Genomic DNA, 20,638 nt, shown 5'->3' on the forward strand with positions numbered 1-20,638 from the left:
CGTTCCCTCGCATGCCGCCTGTCGATGGTGCGACACCGCAGGCTGTGGCCCTGTCATTGACAGGCCGCACTTGTCTGCGACCGTTGAATCGTCCGCAGGACTAGACCATTGATTCGACCGGAGCCGGGGACGCGAACCACCGACATGTCCGATGCCATCGACCGCCTGCATGCGGCCATCCTGCAGCTCCGCCAGACCCATGTGCCGTCCTCGCGCACCGCCAAGCTGCTGGCCGGCGGCCGCGCCAAGATGGCCAAGAAACTGGTCGAGGAGGCAACCGAGGTGACGCTCGACGCTGTCGGCAACGACCGCGACGCGGTGATCCGCGAGAGCGCCGACCTGCTCTACAATCTCACGGTGCTGTGGACCGACATGGACATCGCGCCCGCCGATGTCTGGCGGGAGATGGAGCGGCGCGAGCGTCTCTATGGCCTGGCCGAAAAGCTGCACAAGGGTCCGGTGGCGGTCGCCGGCGGCCTCTGAGCGGCCCTATTCCCGCAGGAACAACGGCAGGTCGACGGGCGGCAGGCGCACTTCGCGATTCACCGCGTTCACCATGCCCACGGCGCGCCGCACCAGCCAGCCGTCGCGGTTGGGGCAGGCGTCCCGGGCCAGCGACTGGGCTGCCCGCAACGTGCGGACGAGGCGGGCCCGGTCGGGGGTCTGCAGACCCGCCCGCTCGACGGCGGCGCGCGAGCGCTGGAACTGCGAGGGATCGGAGCAGATGTCGCCGCGCGCCATGAACTGGGCGTCCGCCGGGGCGCCGGCGAAGGTAATCAGAAGGAGGAGGACGGCAGCGGCGAGCCTGGCGAGGCTTGCCGACAGCCGGACGAGATCGCCGGCCACGGACAGGGTCTTCACCCGCGCGGTCTTGCCCTGGACGACCGCCACATGGGCGCGGGCGATGCCGGGCGCCCCGGCGAGAAGCCCCTCGAGCGCTGCATGGGCCTTGCCGTCCTCGGGTAAGGCCCGCACCCGAGCCTTGAGGACGGAGCGGCCGTCCGCCAGCCGCTCGGCACCCCCGAAGGCGTCGCGCCCGCCCCGCGGCGTCAGCCTGACGTCGAGCAGCAGGCGCTCGCGGTCGCCGCGATAGGGCAGGGCGTCCATCGCGGCCTCAGAAGACGTTGGGATAGATGTAGCGGACGATCACCTGCTGGATCAGGATGATGCCCAGCAGCAGGACGATCGGCGAAAGGTCGACCGCCCCGAGATTGGGCATGCGTCGCCGGATCGGCGCCAGGACGGGTTCGGTCATGGCGCGCAGGGTGGTGTCGATCTGCGCGACGATCTGGTTGCGGTAGTTCACCACGTTGAAGGCGATCAGCCAGGACAGCACGGCCGAGATGATGATGACCCACCAATAGAGGTTGAGGGCGATCAGGACGACATCGAGAATGGCTTTCATGGGTCCGCCGTGAAGGGGTGTGGGGTCCGGACCTGTTTTATGGGGTGTCGAACCGGACGGGGCAAGCGCGCGATTGCGCGCCGGCAGGTCACGTGGCGGCGAAGGACGAGCGCTGGGCCCAGCCGGTCATGCGATTTTCCAGCCAGACGGTGGCCATGTACATGGCGACGCCGAGGATCGCGAGGGCGATGAGCGCGGCGAACAGCAACGGCACGTTGAAGTCGGCCGAGGCGCGCGCCATGAGATTCCCGATGCCGTAACGTGAGGCGTTGTACTCGGCGATGACGGAACCGACATAGGCCAGGGTGATGGCGACCTTCAGCGAGCCGAAGAAATAGGGCAGTGACCGGGGGATGCCGACCTTGGTCATGATCTGCAGCTTGGAGGCGCCGAGCGCCTTCAGCACGTCCTCGGTCTCCGGCTCGATCGTGGCGAGGCCGGTCGCCACGTTCACGACGATGGGAAAGAACGAGATCATGAAGGCGGTGAGAACGGCCGGCAGCCAGCCGACGCCGAACCAGATGACCAGGATCGGAACGACCGCGACCTTGGGGATCGAGTTGAAGCCGACGAGCAGCGGGTAGAAGCCGGCATAAAAGAACCGGCTGGCGCCGAGCAGCAGGCCGAGGGCGATGCCGAAGGCGACGGCCAGACCGAAGCCCGCCAGGGTCATCCAGGCCGTGTGGAAGGAATGGAAGCCGATCTGGCGGCGGAACTGCCAGATGGCGATGGCAATGTCGCTCGGCGCCGGTAGCACGAAGGTGGAGACCGCGAAGGCCTTGCAGAGCAGTTCCCAGACGAGGAACGTGCCGATGGTGCAGAACAGCGGCGCGAGCTGGAGCGACAGTTTGGTGCGGTCCAGCGCCGAGGCGCCGATCACCTTGTAGAGCAGATAGGCGATGTAGCCGACCACGCCGATGACCAGCGCCATCGGCCAGGATGTGAGCAGGAAATCCGCCAGGGCGTCCATGGTCGATCCTTCAGGCCGTCGACCGGGCGTGGGCGATGCGCCCGCGCAGGTCGTGGACGATGTCGGAGAATTCCGGCTTGTAGGTGATCTCGATGTCGCGTGGCCGCGGGAAGGCCACCTCGCGTTCGGCGATGATCTTTCCCGGGCGGGAGGACATGCAGAAGATGCGGTCGGCGAGGAAGACCGCCTCGCGCAGGTCGTGGGTCACGAGGATGACGGTAAGCGTGCCGGCCATGCGCGCATGGAGGTCGCGGATGACACACCACAGTTCCTCGCGCGTGAAGGCGTCGAGCGCGCCGAAGGGCTCGTCGAGCATGAGGAGCTTCGGCTCGTGGATCAGGGCGCGGCAGAGCGAGGCGCGCTGCTGCATGCCGCCGGAGAGCTGCCAGGGAAACTTGGAGCCGGCGCCTTCGAGGCCGACCGAGGCCAGCAGGGCTTCGGCCTTGGCGACATACTCGGCCTTGTGGCGGCGCAGGCGCGAACGGTGCGGCTCGACGATTTCGAGCGGCAGCATCAGGTTCTCGAGCGTCGTCCGCCAGGGCAGGAGGGTCGGCGCCTGGAAGGCCATGCCGGCGATCTTGACGGGGTCGCGGACTTCCTGGCCGTCGACGACGACGGCGCCGGCCTGCGGAAACTGCAGGCCGGTGGCCAGTTTCATCAGCGTGGACTTGCCGCAGCCGGATGGACCAACCACGGCGGCGAACTCACCCTCGTTGACCCTGATGTCCAGTCCGTCGACGGCAAGCGTGCCGCCGGTGGCGTAGGTATGGCTGACGCCGGTCAGTTCGACGAATGGACGCAAGGGGACGGCGCTTTCGGAGCGGTGCATTCACGCGGAATCTGGGGCGGGGGCATTCGCGCCGCCCGCGGCTCGGTAGGAAAGCAAGCCTCAGGCCACCTTGCGGTCAGCGGCGGCCGGCAGCAGGTCGGAGATGAAGATGTCTTCCGGCTTCGGCTTGTTCTTGAAGGCGAAGGTCAGGCCGATCTGGTCGATGGCGGTGGCCATGCGCGCCGGATTGATGCCGCCGATGCCGTTGGCGCGGACATAGGGGGAGAGGACGTAGTTGTCGATCGTCATCTTCAGGCGCTCGGTCTCCGTCTCGAGCCGCGCGACGTCGTTGCGGGCGATGACGAGCTTGGCGCCGGCCGCCGGGTCGGCGATGCAGTCACGGATGCCCTTGACGAGGCCGCGGTTGAAGGCAGCGACCGCCGCGCGGTTGGCGGCCAGGAAGCCCGGGCTGGCCATGATGGCGTTGCCGTAGAGCTCGACCCCGTAGTCGAACATGTGGAGCACGACGATGTCGTTCTCCGGCACGCCGCGCGATTTCAGGTTGATGAAGGAGGAATTGGCGAAACCGAAGATGGCGTCGACCTCGCCGGAGGCCAGCATCGGCTCGCGGACGGGGAAGCCGACATTCTCGAAGCGCATCTTGGAATCATCGAGCTTGTTGACCGTCTTGAAGATCGGCCACTGGGCAAAGGCGGCGTCCGGGGCCGGGGCGCCGAACTTCTTGCCCTCGAGGCTCTTCACGTCGGTGGTGATGCCGCGCGACTTGCGGCCGACAATGGCAAACGGCGGACGGTCGTAGACGATCATGTTCGCCTTGATGTCGACGGTCGGGTTCTCGTCGCGGAAGCGGATCATCGAATTGATGTCGCCGAAGCCGATGTCATAGGTGCCGGAGGCAACGCGGGTGACGCCTTCGCGCGAGCCCGAGGCGGCGTCGATCGAGACGTTGAGACCCTCGGCGCGGAAATGGCCCTTCTCCAGCGCTGTCAGGAACAGGGCGGAGGGGCCCTCGAAACGCCAGTCGAGGGTGAAGCGGACATTGGTCGTCGCCTGGGCATGGACGGCCGGAGCGAAGAGCGGGGCGAGCGAGGCGGCGCCGGCGAGCTTCAGGGCCGCGCGGCGGGTGGGCAGGAAGCGATACTCGGTCATCTGCGGGCCTTCTGTCGATCGGTGAGCTGCAGCCCTGGCCTGCGGGCCATGGCCGGGCGGTGACCGCCGCGGCGAGGCGCGGGCACCGTGAAATTACCGTTGGCAGCAAAGACCATGCCGTTGCGGACGGCAACCGATTTTTCGACGTCCGGCCGCTTCTCTGCCCGGGAATCGAGCACTTTGCCTAATGGGCGGGCGGAAAGCCTTAGCGGCTGGCCGAGGCCGTCGTGGTGGGGCCGCCGAGTTCCAGGCGCGTCGGCTGGATCTCGGCCATGCCGACCGGCGTGCGGATGGCGATGCGGGCGGGGACGAGCGCCCGCGTGCCGGCGACCGGCGCCAGCCAGATCTGCATGTCGCGGTTCGCCTCCATCGGCGCGGTAACCGCGGGTCGATGGCCGGCGATCGCCCGGTAGCGCGCATTGCAGACCACGGCGGGGCCGTCATAGCCGGCGACCTTCAGGTTTTCGGTGCGGGCATACGAAAAGGACAGGTCGTAGCGCTGGCGGCCGTCGAAGACCGGGAAGGTCTTGGCGCAGGCCTCGGCCACCACCGTCGGCCCCGTTCCGGGCACGAAGAACAGGCCGGCCGAGAGCGGATCGAGGACGCCCTGGCGATGGCTTGCGGTAACCGGCACCTCGTCGGCGGCGGCGGGGCGTTGCGGCTCGGCGGAATGAGAGCGCACGGAGCCGCCGGCCATGGCCATGCGGATGGCATCGTTCTGCTGTGTGGTGTTGAGGGTCAGGGTGTAGCTGGCCGGTACGGCGCGGCCGCCGAGGATCCGCCCGGAGGCCATGGCCGAACCGCGACCGGAGGCGATGACGCGCGACACCCCCGACAGGCGCAACGAGACCGAAGCCTGGTAGCTGTCCTCGGAGACGCGGCCCTCGAAACCGGCAATGCCGACCTGCAGTCCCCCGATCAGGATCTCGTAGCGGGCGGAGACCCGCTCCTGCGCCAGCGCCGGCACGGCGAGACAGGACAACAGCGCGGCGGCTGCGGCGGGCAGGGTCGATCGAGACACGGGACACACTCCAGGACCAACGGTGCCGGACAGCGCCACCCGGCATGACCCGCATCAAAGCGCGAAATGGTTAATGGCTTGGAAATCGGACTGTGGCTTGATCAACGTAAACGCGTCGACCGGCTGTGAATGCTAGGCTGGCGGACGGACGGGGGACCCGTCGCATGGGGAGGCGCGCGGCATTGTCGGCGGGATTGACGAGGTGGATCGGGGAGCGGCGGGTGGCCCTGTCGCTCGTCGTGGCGGCCGGCCTGCGCGCCGCGGCGGCGCTGTCGGCGCTGCCAGGGCGCCTGCGCGTCGCCTTCGGGGCGACGCCCGCGCCCGCGCTCGTCCTTGTCCCGCAGGACCTGCGCACCGCCGATCCGGTGCGGGCCGACGAACTGATCGCCGGCGTCTATGTCTTTGCCGGCCGCATCGTCTCCGGCCCCGACCCCTTCGCCGCCACCCCGCCCAGTGCCGAATGGGCCGAGGCGCTGGCAGGATTCGCGTGGCTGAGGCACCTGCGCGCCGTCGGGACGCCGGAAGCCGCCGACGCGGCCCGGCGGCTTGTACAGGCCTGGATCGACGCCCAGGCGCGCGGCCGGCCGATGTCCAGCTCTGTCGTGCTCTCGGCCGAACGGATCCGTTCCTGGATCGGTGCCTCCGGCCTGCTTCTCGCCGGAGCGGACCAGGTTTTCTACCGGCGCTTCTCCCGCGCCCTCTGGCGGCAGGTGCGCCAGCTCGAATTCCAGGTCGCCCGCTTGTCCCCAGGGGTCGAGCGGCTGGCGGTGCTCATTGCCCTGGTCACAGCCGGGCTGTGCATGGACGGCGAGGACAGGCTGGTGGCGCGTGCCGCCCGCCTTCTCGGCGACGAGCTGGACCGCCAGATCCTTCCCGATGGCTGTCATGTCAGCCGGGATCCCGGCGTGCTGGTGGGTCTCGTCCTCGATCTCCTGCCGCTGCGCCAGCTCTTTCCCGCCCGCAGCGCCACGCCCCCCGCCGCCATCCTGACGGCGGTGGACCGGATGATGCCGATGATCCGCTTCTTCCAGCACGGCGATGGTACGCTCGCCCGGTTCAACGGCATGGGCCAGACCGCCATCGACCAGGTCGCGACGGCGCTCGCCTATGACGAGACGCGCGGTCTGACGCCGGCTTCGGCGCCGCGCGGCGGCTATGAGCGGCTTGAGGCCGGCGGCACCATCGTTCTCGTCGATACCGGGCCGGCGCCGCCCGCCGCCTTCAGCGCCAGGGCCCATGCCGGCTGCCTGTCGCTCGAATTTTCCTCCGGCCTCGACACGATCGTCATCAATTGCGGCAGGCCGTCCCTCCAGCGCGCCACCTGGCGCATCCAGGCCCGCAAGACTGCCGCCCATTCCACGGTGACCGTCGCCGACAGGTCGTCGATGACGGTCGGCCGGGGGCCCTGCACGGCCGGGCTGCTCCTGTCCGGTCCCAGCGAGGTCTCGTGCCAGAGGCAGGACCTGACACTTGATGCCCGCCACGACGGCTACCGCGGCCGGTGCGGTGTCCTGCACGGCCGGCGGCTCCGCCTGTCCGGCGACGGCGCCCTGCTTGAGGGCGTCGACCGGATCGAGGGCGAGGACCGGGCCTATGTCCTGCGATTCCACATTCATCCGGCCGTCACGCTGATCCCCACCGAGCATCCGCGCGCCGCGCTCCTGCGCCTGGCAAGCGGCGAGGGTTGGCGCTTCCTCGCCGACCAGCCGGTGGCCATCGAGGAGAGCGTGGCGCTGACCCTCGCCGAGGGGCCGCGCCGCACGCTGCAACTGACCGTGGCGGTCGCATCCTCCGCCGCCGTTCCAGCGGTCTCCTGGTCCTTCCAGAAGCTCCAGCGTCCGCGGCCGACCGCCATCGCCGAGCCCGAGCCCGAACTGCCGCTCTGAGCGGCGCGCCGGTCCTGCGATCCGCGAAAGCGGTTTCGGGCTGCCATGGCCCGTGCTAGAGCGCGCGGCATTCCACCGCGCCCGCCGGAGTTGTCCGCCTTGCCGAATGCCAAACCCATTGCCCGTGCCCTGCTCTCCGTCTCCGACAAGACGGGAATCGTCGATTTCGCCCGGGACCTCGCCGGTCTGGGCGTGGCGCTGGTGTCCACCGGCGGCACCTTCAAGTCGCTGAAGGATGCGGGTCTGGCGGTCACCGAAGTGGCCGAACTGACGGACTTTCCGGAGATGATGGATGGGCGGGTCAAGACGCTGCATCCGAAGGTCCATGGCGGGCTTCTCGCCATCCGCGGCAACGACGAGCACGAGGCCGCTGCCAAGGCCCACGGCATCCTGCCGATCGACCTCCTGGTGGTGAACCTCTATCCCTTCGAGGCGACGATCGCCCGCGGCGCCTCGTGGGACGACACGATCGAGAACATCGATATCGGCGGTCCGGCCATGATCCGCGCCGCGGCGAAGAACCACGAAGCGGTCACGGTGGTGGTCGATGCCGCCGACTATGTCGCTGTCATCGCGGCGATGAAGGCCAATGGCGGGGCGACCACCCTTGACCTGCGCAAACGTCTTGCCGCCAAGGCCTATGCCCGCACCGCCGCCTATGACGCGGCCATTTCCAACTGGTTCTTCGACGCTCTCGGCGAGACCGCGACGCCCTCCCGCGCCTTCGGCGGCGCGCTGGCGCAGGGCCTGCGCTATGGCGAGAACCCGCATCAATGGGCGGCCTTCTACAAGACCCCGCAGGGGCCGAATGCCCGGCCCGGCGTGGCGACGATCCGCCAGCTGCAGGGCAAGGAACTCTCCTACAACAACATCAACGACACCGACGCGGCCTATGAGCTGGTCGGCGAGTTCGATCCGGCCCGCACCGCGGCGGTGGCCATCATCAAGCACGCCAATCCCTGCGGCGTCGCCGAGGGGGCCGATCTCCTTTCGGCCTATGAGAAGGCGCTGGCCTGCGATCCCGTTTCGGCCTTCGGCGGCATCGTGGCGCTGAACCGCACCCTCGACGCGGAAGCGGCGCGGAAGATTGTCGAGATCTTCACCGAGGTGATCATCGCCCCCGACGCGACGGAGGAGGCGAAGGCCATCCTCGCGGCGAAGAAGAACCTGCGCCTTCTGCTGGCCGGGGGTCTGCCCGACCCGAAGGCGCCCGGCATCACGGTCAAGACGGTGGCGGGCGGTCTGCTGGTCCAGTCGCGCGACAATGCGGTGGTCGATGCCATGGATCTCAAGGTCGTCACCAGGCGCATGCCGACGGCCCAGGAACTGACCGATCTCCGCTTCGCCTTCCGCGTTGCCAAGCACGTGAAGTCGAACACGATCGTCTATGCCAGGGACGGCGCGACGGTCGGCATCGGCGCCGGCCAGATGAGCCGGGTGGATTCGGCCCGGATCGCCGCCCGAAAGGCGGAAGATGCGGCGGTTGCCGGCGGCTGGACGATCCCGCTCACCAAGGGTTCGGTGGTCGCCTCCGATGCCTTCTTCCCCTTCGCCGACGGCCTCGTGGCGGCGGTCGAGGCCGGTGCAACGGCGGTGATCCAGCCGGGCGGTTCGATGCGCGACCAGGAGGTCATCGCCGCGGCCGATGCGGCCGGGCTCGCCATGGTCTTCACCGGAGTCCGCCACTTCCGCCACTGAGCACGCATCCCCACTTGCCAGCGGGCGACCCCCGAGGAGACCAACCCATGCTGCTTTCCACGACGCCGGCGCTCGAGGGCGGACGGATCATCCGCTACAACGGCATCGTCACCGGCGAGGTCATCCTCGGCGCCAACATCTTCCGCGACCTCTTCGCCTCGATCCGCGACATTGTCGGCGGCCGGTCCGGGGCCTATGAGACGGTCCTGCGTGACGGGCGGACCACCGCCTTCCAGGAAATGATGGCGGAGGCCCAGCGCCTCGGCGCCAATGCCATCGTCGGCATCGACATCGACTACGAGACGCTCGGCAAGTCCATGCTGATGGTCTCGGTCTCCGGCACGGCCGTCACCGTCGAGATGCTGATGGGCCAGCAGGCGCCGATCCAGCCCACGGGGTTCGGCGGCTCGGTGCCGCCCTGGGGTGGCCAGCGCTGACCTGCCGAACGGTCGATCATGACGGGCCGCGGCGCGGGGCCTTCCCGTCCGGCCTCAGGCCGCCCGCTCGGTCCGGACAGAGGCGAGAACCGTCGCGCCGATCAGGAACATGATCGCCAGCATGCCGAGCCCGGCCCGCTGGTCGTTGAGAGCGAGGGTGACGACGCCTGCGAGGAACGGCCCGACAAAGGCCGTGACCTTGCCCGACAGGGCGAAGAGCCCGAAAAACTGGCCGATCTGCGCCCTTGGGGCGAGTTGCACCAGCAGGGAGCGGGACGCCGCCTGGAGCGGGCCCGCGGCCGCGCCGATCAGACCGCCGAGGACGAGATAAACCTGTTCGGGGGCGGTGGCGAAGAGCCCGTCGCCCGGCGCCGGCAGTGCGGTCTGGAAGACGAAGAAGACGTGGCCGGGGCCGATCAGCAGGATGGTGATGACGGAGAAGGTAAGGACGAAGATCGAACCGAGGATGACCGCCTTGGAGCCGAGCGTGTCGTCGAGACGTCCGCCAAGGAGCGCACCGGCCGTGCCGGTGATGGTCAGGAAGATGCCGAAGAGGCCGATCTCGATGGTGGTCCAGCCGAAGACGCCGGCGGCATAGATGCCGCCAAGGGCGAAAAGCGCCACCAGCCCGTCCATGTAGATCATGTTGGCGACCAGGAAGACCAGCACATTGCGGTGCCGGCGGACCTCCTTCAGCGTCGCCGCGAGGCTTGCCATGCCCGAGCGGACCGCCGCGCCCATGCCCATGCGGGCGGGCACGTCGGGCGTGAAGAGGAAGAGCGGGATGATGAAGAGGATGAACCACAGGGCGGTCAGGGGGCCGGCGGCGCGGTCACCCTCCCGCTGCGCCGGATCGAGGCCGAAAAGCGGTTCGAGCCCGACCAGGGTGCGCCCGGTCTCGGGGCTGGCAACCAGGAAGCCGAGCATGAAGATCAGCGAGGTCATCCCGCCGAGGTAGCCGACCGCCCAGCCGAGGCCGGAGAGCCGCCCGATGCGCTGCGGCGGCACGAGGGTCGGCATCATCGAATTGTTGAAGACCGTGGCGAATTCAGCGCCGATGGTGGCGAGGACGAAGGCCACCAGCACGATGGCGACGGTCTCCGGGGCGCCAGCACGGCCGAACCACAGGAGGCTCGCCCCCACCACCAGCAGGAGCCCGAAGGCGGCGATCCACGGCTTGCGCCGACCGGAGGCGTCGGCGATGGCGCCGAGCACCGGCGAGAGAATGGCGATGGCGATGCCGGCGGCGCTGGTGGCAAAACCCCACATGGCCTGGCCTTCGACCGGGTTGGCGGCGATCGCGCTGGCGAAGAAGGGGGCGTAGACGAAGGTGTTGATCAGCGTGAAATAGGGCTGTGCGGCCCAGTCGAAGAGAACCCAGCCGGCGATGGCCTTGCGGGGCGCCGGCTGGACGGCCGTGTCGCCGGAGACGGTGACCGGAGGCAGCATGGGGGACCTTGGAACAGTTCCGCGGCGGATCGACGAATCAGGCGTCGCCCTGGTGTGCTGGCATGGAAGGCGATGCGGAAATCACAATCAGGCGAGGTGTTTTATTCCGGCCAACGGGGCAGGCCTTCCGGACCGTCGGCGGGCGTGCGCGCCACGTTGAGGACCATGGCCAGCAGCGAATAGATGCCGACGAGGGTCGGGATCTCCACGGCGCCCTGCTCGCCATGGCGGGCGACGATGCGGGCAAAGGTGGTGTCCGACCAGCGCTTCGTCGACAGGAGTTCGGCGACCGCATCGTAGATGAGGGCTTCGTCGGGGCTCATGGCGTCGGGACGGCGGCCGTCGGCGATGGCGGCGAGGATGTCCCTGGACACACCGGCCTTCTCCGCTTCCATGGCGTGAACCGACCACTCGAACTGCTGCGACCAGGAGCGCGCCACCTGGCAGATGGCCAGTTCCTTCAGGTCTTCGGACAGGCAGGACCCGTAGCGCAGGCGGCGGCCCAGCGCCTCGACGTCGATCATCACCTTGGGCGAACGCATCAGCGGCGCATAGGGGCCGAAGGGCTCGACGCCGCGGCGCCTGCGGAAATCCGCCGCTGCGGCTTCCTGCTCGGGCGTATAGGTGGCGGGGGGGATGGGGGGCAGGCGATCGGGGGCGGGCATGGACGTGTCTCGCGCCGGTTGTTCTTATGGGGTCGCGCGGAAGTGACCGACTCACCTCCGTCATCGCGCCCATCATGGCTCTCGCGGGCGGCTTGCCAAGAGCCGCCGCTGCGGGGCGGCAGTGCGCCGGGAGAGGACGGATGCGTCAACGGAAAAATCTGGCCGCCTGGGCCCTCGCCGCCGCTTGGCTGATGGCGCCGGCCGCCCTCGCGCAACCGGCGCCGGCGCCGGCCGCCCCGCCCTGGCCGATCATCGCCGAGGCGGCGCGCGTCCATCCGGCGCTGGCGCCGAACGGCATGGTGGCGAGCCAGGAGGCGCGGGCGACGCGGGTCGGGGTCGAGATCCTGATGCGCGGCGGCAATGCGGTAGACGCGGCAGTGGCGGTCGGCTTCGCCCTGGCGGTGACGCTGCCGCGGGCCGGCAATCTCGGCGGCGGCGGCTTCATGCTGGTCCATCTGGCGGAGCGGAACGAAACCATTGCCATTGATTATCGCGAGACGGCGCCGGCGGCGGCGACGCCGACCATGTTCCTCGGGGCGAACGGCGAGCCTGACCCGCGTCTGTCGCGCGATACCGGGCTTGCTGCGGGGGTGCCCGGCACGGTGGCCGGCCTCGCCGAGGCGCATCGCCGCTACGGCTCGGGGCGCTTCAGCCTCGCAGAATTGATCGCGCCGGCCATCAGGCTCGCCCGCGACGGGATTTCCGTGGATGAGGACCTCGCCGATTCGCTCCCCCGGGCGGCGGCGCGGCTCGGCCGCTTTCCCGCCTCGCGGCGCATCTTCCTCAAGCCTGACGGCAGCGCCCTCGGCCATGGCGACCGTCTGGTGCAGGAGGACCTCGCCCGCGCGCTCGAGGCCATCGCCCAGCAGGGGCCGGCCGGGTTCTACGAGGGCGCGACGGCGATGCGCATCGTCGCGGCGCTGGCGGAGCATGGCGGCCTGATGACAGAGGCGGACCTGCGCGCCTACCGGCCGGTGATCCGCGCGGCGTTGCGCGGCAGCTACAAGGGCTACGGTATTGCCTCCATGCCGCCGCCCTCCTCCGGCGGGGTGCATCTTGTGCAGATGCTGAACCTGCTGGAGCCGATGGACCTCGGGCGGCGCGGCCACAACAGCGCCGAGACGATCCACCTCATGGTCGAGGCGATGAAGCTCGCCTATGCCGACCGGGCGCAGCACCTGGGCGATCCCGATGCTGTCGCCGTGCCGGTGCGCGGGCTCACGGCCAAGGCCTATGCCGATGCGCTGAGGCCGCGCATCGACCCCCTCCGCGCCCGTCCCTCGGCCGAGATCCGCGCCGGCGACCCGGCGCCCCACGAGGGCGAGCAGACGACGCATTTCTCGGTCGTCGACCGGCATGGCAACGCCGTCTCGAACACCACCACCCTCAATTTCTCCTATGGTCTCGGCCTCGTCGCCGCGGGCACCGGCATCCTTCTCAACAACGAGATGGACGATTTCGCCGCCAAGGCCGGGGCTGTGAACGCCTTCGGCCTCGTCCAGGGCGCCGCCAACCTGCCCGGACCGGGCAAGCGCCCGCTCTCCTCGATGACGCCGACCATCCTGTTCCGCAACGGCAAGGTGGCGATGGTCACGGGCTCGCCGGGTGGCAGCCGCATCATCACCATCACCCTCCAGACCATCCTCAATGTCATCGACCACGGCATGAACATCGCCGAGGCGGTCGCCGCTCCGCGCATCCACCACCAGTGGCTGCCCGATGCGATCGACATCGAGGGGGGGCTGTCGCCCGACACGCTCCGGCTGCTGGAGTCGCGGGGCCACCGGATCGCGCCGCGCGGCGCCTTCGGCAATGTCAATGCCATCCTCGCCGTGCCAGGCGGCTGGGCCGGGGCGGCGGATACGCGCCAGCGCGGCACGCTGGCCGCGGGGCATTGAGCGGGACGACGCCGGCGCCTCTTGCCACAACGCTGTCAGCAAGGGGCCGGTGAAGGGAGCCGGCCCCATTGACCGCAACGCTGCTTTGTTCTCATAATGTTCCAATGAACAAAGGCCGAACGATCCACGCTTTCGACGCCGGTATCCCCTCCGCCCTGAGGGTCACCGGCCTTGCCGCGCGCTTCCATGCCTGGCGCGGCATTTCCGGGCGGCGCTACCTCGCCACCGTCCATGCCGCCGCGGCCGCTCCCGCCTATCCGGGGGCCGTCATCGTCCTCGCCCGTGCCGAAGCCGACGGCACGCGCGTCGCGCTCTGGGCCGGCCGCTCGCCGGCGTCTCCCGCGGCGCTGGCACGCCTCGCCCAGATGAAGCGGGCCGCGGAGGTGCATATCCACCTCATCGCCGAGAGCGAGGCCGACCGCGCCGCCGCCGAGGCCGATCTCAGCACCGTCGCACCGGAGAGGACACCGGCGCATCGGTCCCTGGTCCCGGCCTGACGGCGCGGCGGCGCGTCGGTCACGGGGGCTGCGGCCGGGATCACGGCCTCAGGATGACCTTGCCCTGGGCCCTGCGGCTGGTCAGTTCGCCGAGAGCCTCGGCGATCTTCTCCAGCGGCCAGCTGCCGTGGACATGGAGGGAGAGCTTGCCCTCGGCGGTCCAGCGGGCGACCTGCATGAGATTGTCGCGGTTCTTCTCCGGCTCGCGCTGGGCGAAGGAGCCCCAGAAGACACCCCTTATGTCACAGCCCTTGAGCAGGGTCAGGTTGAGCGGGATCTTCGGGATATCGCCGCCGGCGAAGCCGATGACCAGGAAGCGTCCCTCCCAGGCGATGGCGCGCAGCGCCGGCTCGGCCAGCTTGTCGCCGACGGGGTCGTAGATGACGTCCGGCCCCTTGCCACCGGTCAGGGCCCTCAGGCCCTCCTTGAGGTCTTGGGTGGCATAGTTGAGCGTCTCGTCGGCACCATGGGCACGGCAGAAGGCAAGCTTCTCGTCGGAAGAGGCGCAGGCGATGACCCGGGCCCCCATGGCCTTGCCGAGCTCGACGGCGGCGAGGCCGACGCCACCGGCGGCGCCGAGAACGGCCAGCGTCTCGCCCGGCTTCAACTGGGCCCGATCCTTCAGCGCATGGATCGTGGTGCCGTAGGTGATGATCATGCCGGCGGCCTGTTCGTCCGACAGCTCCGCCGGGATCGGTGCCAGCGCCGCGGCCTTGACGACGACATGGGTGCGCGCGGCGCCATGGGCGATGTTGCCGAGGACACGGTCGCCGGGCTTGAGGCCGCTCACGCCCGCGCCGATGCTCTCGACCCGGCCGGCGAATTCGGAGCCGGGCGAGAAGGGAAGCTCCGGCTTCACCTGGTACTTGTTCTGGATGATCAGGTTGTCGAAGAAATTGAGGCCGACCGCTGCGACCCTGACGACCGCCTCGCCAGGTCCGGCGACCGGATCGGGCAGATCCTCGACGACGAGGCTTTCGGGAGGCCCATAGGCCTTGCACAGGACGGCTTTCATGACGGCGCACTCCAGGGGACGGATCGGACAGGCTTCGGCACCGGCCGGCGCCGAGTCAATCCCGGCCGAAGGAAGGGAGGCGAAGGGCGGTTTCGGGCCGAGTCGCCTGGGGGAAACCATGGCAGCCGGTCATGAACGGGACTTCTGATTGCCTTATTCGGTGCTATCCTGTGGCTCATGACGCTCCTGCGCAGCGACAGCGCGCCCGGTCTGGCGCCCGGATCAGAGGCCTCCCGCCGGCCTTCGCCGGTGCGCGTTGTTCTGCGGCCGACATTCCTGATCCCGGCGCTCCTGGCCGCCGCCGCCCTTGGGCTCGGTGGCGGCTTCATCGCCTTCGCCGACAGCGCGACGCGCCCCTATGATCCCGACAGTCCGCGCACCGAGGCGATCGTGGCGATGACGGGCGGCTCCTACCGGGTCAGCGATGCGGTGACCCTGCTGGGGGCCGGTCATGGTCGCCGGCTCCTGATCAGCGGCGTCAACCCGATGGTGCGTGAGCGCGAACTCGCCCGGGCGGTCCCCGCCGCCTCACCGCTCATGGCCTGCTGCATTGACCTCGACCACCGGGCGCTCAATACCCGCGGCAATGCCATCGAGACCGCCAAGTGGACAAGGCTGCATGCCTTCCGCTCGCTGCTCGTGGTGACGTCGAGCTATCACATGCCGCGCACCATGCTGGAGTTGCAGCGGATCATGCCGGACGTGCGGCTGGTTGCCTTTCCGGTCCAGACCGGGGCGATCCATCCGCAGCGATGGTGGAAAGACGCTGCGAGCGTGAAGATTCTCGCCGTGGAATATGCCAAGTACCTGATGGCGGCGGTGGGGCTGCGGCTGGACCGGGCAACTGCCGATCCACCCGTCCCGCCGCTGCGCACTGCCCGCAGCTGATCCGCCGGACCGGGCGGCAAGGACCCGCCCGATGCTCCATCTGCGCTCTCTCGTCTTCAACGTCTTCTTCTACCTGTGGACGGGGCTTCTGCTCCTTGTCATGATCCTGCTCCTGCTGCTGCCCGGCGACCGCCTCATCCTGGGCATCGGGCTCGTCTGGGGGCGGGGCAATCTCTGGGCGCTGCGCGTCATCTGCGACCTGAAGGTCGAGTGGCGCGGGATGGAGAAGATCCCCGAGGGCGCCATCCTGGTCGCCGCCAAGCATCAGTCAGCCTGGGAGACCTTCGCCTTCTTCCTGCCATTCCGCCGGCCGGCCTATGTGTACAAGCGGCAGCTGGCCTATGTGCCGCTGTTCGGCTGGGCGGTGTGGAAGGCGCGGCAGATTCCGGTCGACCGCGGCAAGAAGGGCGAGGCGCTGGCCTCCATCACGGCTGGGGCCAAGATCGCGGCATCGATCGGCCGGCAGGTGATGATCTTTCCCGAAGGCACGCGGCGGCCGGTGGCTGCGCCGCCGGACTACAAATATGGCGTGGCCCATCTCTATCGGACGCTCGATCTGCCATGCCAGCCCGTGGCGCTGAATTCCGGCATGTTCTGGGGCCGCAAGTCCTTCATCCGCCGGCCGGGCACCGTGCTGGTCGAGTTCCTCGATCCGATCCCGCCCGGCCTGTCGCCGACCGAATTCGCCGAGCGGCTGGAGGCCGATATCGAGGGCGCCACCAATCGGCTGATCGCCGAGTCGCGGGCGCGGGGCGAGGGCGAAGAACCCCTCACCCCTGCGGGTGGAAGAAATTGAAGACCGCCTGGGCCGTGGCGGCATTGATGCCGGGGGCGCGCTGGAGGTCGTCGAGGCTGGCGCGCTCGATCGCCTTCAGCGTGCCGAAATGGTTGAGCAGGGCGCGCTTGCGCGCCGGGCCGATTCCACCGATTTCGGCAAGGCCAGCCGAGCGGATGTCCTTCTTGCGGCGGCCGCGATGGGTGCCGATGGCGAAGCGGTGGGCCTCGTCGCGCAGGCGCTGGACGAAATAGAGCACGGGATCGCGCGGTTCGAGCCGGAACGGCTCGCGTCCCGCCATGTGGAAGGTTTCGCGCCCCGCCTCGCGGTCGCGGCCCTTGGCGATGCCGACGAGCGGCACATCGGTGATCCCGAGGTCGGCGAGGATCGCCTGGGCGGCGGCGAGCTGGCCCGGCCCGCCGTCGATGATGACGAGATCGGGCCAGGAACCGTCGGCCTCGACTTCGGCTTCGACTTCGGCCGCGGCGCCGGCTGCGTCATCCGCTTCGGCGGCGGCCCTGGGGGCGTCTTTCAGCAGCCGCCTGAAGCGGCGCTCCAGCACCTCGCGCATCATGCCGAAATCGTCTCCGGGGGCGATGTCGGACTTGATGGTGAAGCTGCGGTAGTCGCGGCGACGGAAGCCGTCGGGACCGGCGACGATCATGCCGCCGACGGCATTGGAGCCCATGATGTGGGAATTGTCGTAGACCTCGATGCGGCGCGGCGGCGCCGCAAGGCCGAAGGCTTCGGCGAGGCCCTGCAGCAGTTTGAGCTGCGAGGCGCTCTCGGCGAGTTGGCGTCCGAGCGCCTCGCGGGCATTCTGGGCGGCATGGTCGACGAGGTCCTTCTTCTCGCCGCGCTGCGGCACCTGCACCTCGACCCGCCGGCCGGCGACGGCGGAGAGCGCATCGGCGAGGACCGGCTGGTCCTCGACCGGGTGGGACAGGAGCACGAGGGCCGGGGGCGGCTTGTCGTCATAGAACTGGGCGACGAAGGAGGCGAGCACCTCTCCCGCCTCCAGCGACCGGTCGGCCTTGGGGTAATAGGCGCGATTGCCCCAGTTCTGGCCGGTGCGGAAGAAGAAGACCTGGATACAGGTCTGCCCACCCTCCTGCACCGCCGCGAAGACGTCGGCCTCCTCGACGCCGCGGGGATTGATGCCCTGGGTCGCCTGGATGGCGGAGAGGGCGGCGAGGCGGTCGCGATAGACCGCGGCGCGCTCGAATTCCATGGCCTCGGCGGCCGCCTCCATCTGGCGGGCAAGGACCTGCTTCACCGCCTGGCTGCGGCCGGAAAGGAAGAGCTTGGCCTCCTTGACCAGGGCAGCATAGTCGTCCGGCGCGACCTCGTCGGTGCAGGGCCCGGCACAGCGCTTGATCTGGAAGAGCAGGCAGGGCCGGGTGCGGCTGTCGAAGACGGCGTCGGAGCAGGACCGCACCAGGAAGGCGCGCTCCAGGGCGTTGATGGTGCGGCCGACGGCCCAGGCCGAAGCGAAGGGACCGAAATAGTCGCCCTTAGCGGTGCGGGCGCCGCGATGCTTCGTGATGCGTGGGGCGGCATGGTCGCCGGTGATGAGGATGTAGGGAAAGGACTTGTCGTCCCGCATCAGGACGTTGAAGCGCGGGCGCAGCTGCTTGATGAGATTGGCCTCGAGCAGCAGCGCCTCGGTCTCGGTCTTGGTCGAGACGAATTCCATGGCGGTGGTGGCGGCCACCATCCGCACGATGCGGCTGACGAGACCGGTCGGGCGGGTATAGGAGATGACCCGGCGGGCGATCGACTTCGCCTTGCCGACATAGAGCACCTCGCCCCGGGCGCCGATCATCCGGTAGACGCCGGGACCCCTGGGGGCATGTTTCACAGCGGCCTTGATGACCTCCATGCCGGCGGCGACCGTGCCCTCGGCAGGCGTCTCGTCCGCCTCGGCGGCGAGGTCGAGGAGAAGGGTTTCGGTCTCGTCCGCGGCGGCGGACTCGGGGTCCGAGAGGTCGGGATCGATATTGGTGCGGCCGGCGCGAGTCATGATGGGCGATATATAGGTGATCGCCGCGTCCGACATCTGGCATCAGCGATGGCGGGACCGCTATTCCCGCACGCCGTCCACATCGGGGGTCTGCCAGATCAGGTGCTGGCCGCCGTCGACCGGGATGGTGACGCCGGTGACGGCTGTGGCACCCGCGAGATAGAGCACGGCGCGGGCGATCTCGGCGGGCGGGCTGCCGGTCCGGGTCAGGGTGGCGGCGGTCTGGCGGGCGAAATCCTCCGGACCTTGGCGATGACCCTGGAGACTGGGACCCGGCGCGACCGCATTGACGCGAATATGCGGGGCGAGGGCCTGGGCCATGGCCACGGTGGCGGCGGCGAGCGCCGCCTTGGTCAGCGCATAAGAATAGAACTGCGGCGTCGGCTTCAGCACCCGCTGATCGGTGATGTTGACGATGGCCGACCCCGCCGGGGCCTGCGCCGCGAAATCCTGGGCGAGGAAGGAGGGGGTCTGAATATTGACGCGGAACTGACGGTTCCAGACCTCGCGCGTCAAGGTTCCGAGCTGGTCGTCGGCGAATTCGCTAGCATTGTTGACCAGCAGCGTGAGCGGGCCGAGGGCGGCCACGGCGGCGGCGATGAGGCCGTCGACATCGGCCGGTTCGGCGAGATCGGCGGTGACGACGGCGGCACGGCCGCCCGCCGCCACGATGTGCCGCGCCAGGGCATCGGCCTCGCCCTGCGAGCGGTTGGCATGGATGGCGACGGCATAGCCCGCCGCTGCCAGAGCCTCGACGATGGCGCGGCCGACCCGCTTCGCGCCGCCCGTCACCAGGGCCGTGCCGATCTCGCTCATCTGCGTTTCCATCCCTGGTGCCGCTCGCGGCGACGACATGGTCCCGGTGGTGCCGATCTGCCACAGGCGACTTTACCGGGCCGGTCCCGCATGGCGTCAGTATCGGCAGGACGATCGACTTGCGCCCGCAGGTCCTGTCACACTGCGTCATGCTCTACGCCGGTTCCGGGACCCCGGTTCACTGCCGCAGCCCGAGGAAGGCCCGCCGGCTGCCATGATTGTGACACATGACAAGCGACGAATTTCAGTAAATATTTTAAAATCTATAATATTGATTTTTCATAAGGCGAGAAGTAACCGAATCTTTCCCAATTTGACTTGGCTTAAGGCGCCTCATTTCAGCCAATAACCGATGAAAATGAGAAGCGTGGCGTTGGCCGACGGCTATGCCATCTTCCTTCGGTAACGCTCCATTAAGGACACGGCGAAGGAACACGCGAAAATTCGAATGAATGCGGTTATGGATTTTTCACCGCATCACAACAGGGGCGCTGCCGTTTGCCGGCACCGTTCGTGGGACAGGAGTTGACCATGAAGAAGTTCATCTGGGCCGCGGCTGCGGTCGCCACCCTCGCCACCCCGGCCTTCGCAGCGGATATTCCGCGCCGCCAGCCGATCGCCGACGCCGTCTATGCCCCGGTCGCTCCGGCCGGCGTGTGGACCGGCTTCTCCGTAGGCGCCCATCTTGGCGGTGCCTTCGCCTCCAACTTCCGTAACAATGCCGGATACGGGCTCGGCAGCGCTTCGGGCATTTTCGGCGGCCTGCAGGCCGGCTATGACTGGCAGATCAACCGCGTCGTCCTCGGCGTCGCCGGTGACATCTCCTATGGCAGCATCTCGCGCCGCTTCGTCTCCGCCGGCCCGGCCGTCGACGTCCGCGCCAGCGAGAACTGGCACGGGTCGCTGCGCGCCCGCCTCGGTTATGCCGTGCAGGACAACCTGCTGCTCTACGCCACGGGTGGTCTCGCCCTCGGCCAGATCCAGGCCCGCGAGCTCGCTCCGGCGGTCGCCCGCCAGACCCGGTCGCTCACCGGCTGGACGCTCGGCGTCGGCGGCGAATACATGTTCACCCGCAACGTCTCGGCGCTTGTCGAGTATCGCTACACCGACCTCGGCCGCTCGGCCTTCACGGCGCTCAGCGGTGCCCCGCGCATCGGCATGAACAGCCACACGATCCGCACCGGCGTGAACTACCGCTTCTGATCCGCCTCACGCAGGCGTGTCCACCGACGGCCCGGGTTCGCCCGGGCCGTCGT

General features: G+C 69.0%; 19 protein-coding genes and 1 pseudogene. 9 read left to right on the plus strand and 11 right to left on the minus strand.

Features of this window, described 5'->3' with window-relative positions:
• The first annotated feature begins 144 nt into the window (after positions 1–144).
• Positions 145–483, plus strand: a complete 339-nt coding sequence (gene hisE, locus Q0C57_RS11085; protein ID WP_296576302.1) for a phosphoribosyl-ATP diphosphatase — start codon at positions 145–147, stop codon at positions 481–483.
• Between the two features lie 6 nt (positions 484–489).
• Here the strand turns inward: hisE and Q0C57_RS21125 are convergent, their stop codons facing one another.
• From Q0C57_RS21125 to Q0C57_RS11115, 6 genes are all read right to left on the minus strand, one after another.
• Entirely contained in the window at positions 490–1,107 is a 618-nt protein-coding gene (locus Q0C57_RS21125; protein ID WP_366937825.1) for a DUF167 family protein, read from the minus strand.
• A 7-nt stretch (positions 1,108–1,114) separates the two neighbouring features.
• Positions 1,115–1,405 carry a YggT family protein gene (locus Q0C57_RS11095; protein ID WP_296576305.1) on the minus strand — a complete coding sequence of 97 codons (291 nt, stop codon included), beginning with the start codon at positions 1,403–1,405 and terminating at the stop codon, positions 1,115–1,117.
• A gap of 88 nt (positions 1,406–1,493) precedes the next feature.
• A complete protein-coding gene (locus tag Q0C57_RS11100; protein WP_296576307.1) occupies positions 1,494–2,375 on the minus strand; it encodes an ABC transporter permease in 882 nt (293 codons plus the stop codon).
• 10 nt (positions 2,376–2,385) lie between these two features.
• Entirely contained in the window at positions 2,386–3,204 is an 819-nt protein-coding gene (locus tag Q0C57_RS11105) for an ABC transporter ATP-binding protein (RefSeq protein ID WP_296576309.1), read from the minus strand.
• 60 nt (positions 3,205–3,264) lie between these two features.
• Positions 3,265–4,314 (minus strand): ABC transporter substrate-binding protein, encoded by a 1,050-nt coding sequence (locus Q0C57_RS11110; protein WP_296576312.1) that lies wholly within the window; start codon positions 4,312–4,314, stop codon positions 3,265–3,267.
• Between the two features lie 205 nt (positions 4,315–4,519).
• Positions 4,520–5,335, minus strand: coding sequence for a DUF3108 domain-containing protein (locus Q0C57_RS11115; protein WP_296576314.1), 816 nt, complete (start codon positions 5,333–5,335; stop codon positions 4,520–4,522).
• Between the two features lie 221 nt (positions 5,336–5,556).
• On the opposite strand from Q0C57_RS11115, the gene Q0C57_RS11120 reads away from it, so the two are divergent.
• The 3 genes and pseudogenes from Q0C57_RS11120 to Q0C57_RS11130 form a co-directional block, all read left to right on the plus strand.
• Positions 5,557–7,221, plus strand: a complete 1,665-nt coding sequence (locus tag Q0C57_RS11120) for a heparinase II/III family protein (RefSeq protein WP_296576316.1) — start codon at positions 5,557–5,559, stop codon at positions 7,219–7,221.
• A 45-nt stretch (positions 7,222–7,266) separates the two neighbouring features.
• Positions 7,267–8,919 carry a bifunctional phosphoribosylaminoimidazolecarboxamide formyltransferase/IMP cyclohydrolase gene (gene purH, locus Q0C57_RS11125; protein ID WP_296576317.1) on the plus strand — a complete coding sequence of 551 codons (1,653 nt, stop codon included), beginning with the start codon at positions 7,267–7,269 and terminating at the stop codon, positions 8,917–8,919.
• Positions 8,920–8,966: 47 nt separating this feature from the next.
• Positions 8,967–9,275: pseudogene (locus Q0C57_RS11130) on the plus strand (heavy metal-binding domain-containing protein); the annotation flags it as partial.
• A 135-nt stretch (positions 9,276–9,410) separates the two neighbouring features.
• Here Q0C57_RS11130 and Q0C57_RS11135 read toward each other — a convergent pair.
• Positions 9,411–10,805, minus strand: a complete 1,395-nt coding sequence (locus tag Q0C57_RS11135; protein ID WP_296576319.1) for an MFS transporter — start codon at positions 10,803–10,805, stop codon at positions 9,411–9,413.
• 101 nt (positions 10,806–10,906) lie between these two features.
• Positions 10,907–11,470 carry a carboxymuconolactone decarboxylase family protein gene (locus Q0C57_RS11140; protein ID WP_296576321.1) on the minus strand — a complete coding sequence of 188 codons (564 nt, stop codon included), beginning with the start codon at positions 11,468–11,470 and terminating at the stop codon, positions 10,907–10,909.
• 140 nt (positions 11,471–11,610) lie between these two features.
• On the opposite strand from Q0C57_RS11140, the gene ggt reads away from it, so the two are divergent.
• Positions 11,611–13,368 carry a gamma-glutamyltransferase gene (gene ggt, locus Q0C57_RS11145; protein ID WP_296576323.1) on the plus strand — a complete coding sequence of 586 codons (1,758 nt, stop codon included), beginning with the start codon at positions 11,611–11,613 and terminating at the stop codon, positions 13,366–13,368.
• A 104-nt stretch (positions 13,369–13,472) separates the two neighbouring features.
• On the plus strand, positions 13,473–13,865 hold the full coding sequence (locus tag Q0C57_RS11150) for a hypothetical protein (RefSeq protein ID WP_296576325.1): 393 nt from the start codon (positions 13,473–13,475) through the stop codon (positions 13,863–13,865).
• A gap of 40 nt (positions 13,866–13,905) precedes the next feature.
• Here the strand turns inward: Q0C57_RS11150 and Q0C57_RS11155 are convergent, their stop codons facing one another.
• On the minus strand, positions 13,906–14,880 hold the full coding sequence (locus Q0C57_RS11155) for an NADPH:quinone oxidoreductase family protein (protein WP_296576328.1): 975 nt from the start codon (positions 14,878–14,880) through the stop codon (positions 13,906–13,908).
• 177 nt (positions 14,881–15,057) lie between these two features.
• Between Q0C57_RS11155 and Q0C57_RS11160 the strand changes: the two genes are divergently transcribed.
• Positions 15,058–15,768 (plus strand): YdcF family protein, encoded by a 711-nt coding sequence (locus Q0C57_RS11160; protein ID WP_296576330.1) that lies wholly within the window; start codon positions 15,058–15,060, stop codon positions 15,766–15,768.
• 31 nt (positions 15,769–15,799) lie between these two features.
• Positions 15,800–16,564, plus strand: a complete 765-nt coding sequence (locus Q0C57_RS11165; protein ID WP_296576332.1) for a 1-acyl-sn-glycerol-3-phosphate acyltransferase — start codon at positions 15,800–15,802, stop codon at positions 16,562–16,564.
• On the opposite strand, the gene uvrC is transcribed toward Q0C57_RS11165, so the two are convergent.
• Positions 16,539–18,602, minus strand: coding sequence for an excinuclease ABC subunit UvrC (gene uvrC, locus Q0C57_RS11170; RefSeq protein ID WP_296576335.1), 2,064 nt, complete (start codon positions 18,600–18,602; stop codon positions 16,539–16,541). The genes Q0C57_RS11165 and uvrC overlap by 26 nt on opposite strands.
• Before the next feature lie 24 nt (positions 18,603–18,626).
• Positions 18,627–19,382: an SDR family oxidoreductase gene (locus Q0C57_RS11175; RefSeq protein WP_296576338.1), complete on the minus strand. Its 756-nt coding sequence runs from the start codon at positions 19,380–19,382 to the stop codon at positions 18,627–18,629.
• A gap of 531 nt (positions 19,383–19,913) precedes the next feature.
• On the opposite strand from Q0C57_RS11175, the gene Q0C57_RS11180 reads away from it, so the two are divergent.
• Complete coding sequence (locus Q0C57_RS11180) at positions 19,914–20,585, plus strand: outer membrane protein (RefSeq protein ID WP_296576340.1); 672 nt, start codon at positions 19,914–19,916, stop codon at positions 20,583–20,585.
• Positions 20,586–20,638 lie beyond the last annotated feature (53 nt).

The sequence above is a fragment of the Phreatobacter sp. genome (assembly GCF_022843985.1).
In the GTDB taxonomy this organism is placed as follows: Bacteria; Pseudomonadota; Alphaproteobacteria; order Rhizobiales; family Phreatobacteraceae; genus Phreatobacter.

What these genes read in the sequence shown, in the direction of transcription:
- hisE (WP_296576302.1), top strand. Translation starts at nt 145, where the DNA reads ATGTCCGATGCCATCGACCGCCTGCATGCGGCCATCCTGCAGCTCCGC.
- Q0C57_RS21125 (WP_366937825.1), bottom strand. Translation starts at nt 1,107, where the DNA reads ATGGACGCCCTGCCCTATCGCGGCGACCGCGAGCGCCTGCTGCTCGAC.
- Q0C57_RS11095 (WP_296576305.1), bottom strand. Translation starts at nt 1,405, where the DNA reads ATGAAAGCCATTCTCGATGTCGTCCTGATCGCCCTCAACCTCTATTGG.
- Q0C57_RS11100 (WP_296576307.1), bottom strand. Translation starts at nt 2,375, where the DNA reads ATGGACGCCCTGGCGGATTTCCTGCTCACATCCTGGCCGATGGCGCTG.
- Q0C57_RS11105 (WP_296576309.1), bottom strand. Translation starts at nt 3,204, where the DNA reads ATGCACCGCTCCGAAAGCGCCGTCCCCTTGCGTCCATTCGTCGAACTG.
- Q0C57_RS11110 (WP_296576312.1), bottom strand. Translation starts at nt 4,314, where the DNA reads ATGACCGAGTATCGCTTCCTGCCCACCCGCCGCGCGGCCCTGAAGCTC.
- purH (WP_296576317.1), top strand. Translation starts at nt 7,267, where the DNA reads ATGGCCCGTGCTAGAGCGCGCGGCATTCCACCGCGCCCGCCGGAGTTG.
- Q0C57_RS11135 (WP_296576319.1), bottom strand. Translation starts at nt 10,805, where the DNA reads ATGCTGCCTCCGGTCACCGTCTCCGGCGACACGGCCGTCCAGCCGGCG.
- Q0C57_RS11140 (WP_296576321.1), bottom strand. Translation starts at nt 11,470, where the DNA reads ATGCCCGCCCCCGATCGCCTGCCCCCCATCCCCCCCGCCACCTATACG.
- ggt (WP_296576323.1), top strand. Translation starts at nt 11,611, where the DNA reads ATGCGTCAACGGAAAAATCTGGCCGCCTGGGCCCTCGCCGCCGCTTGG.
- Q0C57_RS11150 (WP_296576325.1), top strand. Translation starts at nt 13,473, where the DNA reads ATGAACAAAGGCCGAACGATCCACGCTTTCGACGCCGGTATCCCCTCC.
- Q0C57_RS11155 (WP_296576328.1), bottom strand. Translation starts at nt 14,880, where the DNA reads ATGAAAGCCGTCCTGTGCAAGGCCTATGGGCCTCCCGAAAGCCTCGTC.
- Q0C57_RS11160 (WP_296576330.1), top strand. Translation starts at nt 15,058, where the DNA reads ATGACGCTCCTGCGCAGCGACAGCGCGCCCGGTCTGGCGCCCGGATCA.
- Q0C57_RS11165 (WP_296576332.1), top strand. Translation starts at nt 15,800, where the DNA reads ATGCTCCATCTGCGCTCTCTCGTCTTCAACGTCTTCTTCTACCTGTGG.
- uvrC (WP_296576335.1), bottom strand. Translation starts at nt 18,602, where the DNA reads ATGTCGGACGCGGCGATCACCTATATATCGCCCATCATGACTCGCGCC.
- Q0C57_RS11175 (WP_296576338.1), bottom strand. Translation starts at nt 19,382, where the DNA reads ATGAGCGAGATCGGCACGGCCCTGGTGACGGGCGGCGCGAAGCGGGTC.
- Q0C57_RS11180 (WP_296576340.1), top strand. Translation starts at nt 19,914, where the DNA reads ATGAAGAAGTTCATCTGGGCCGCGGCTGCGGTCGCCACCCTCGCCACC.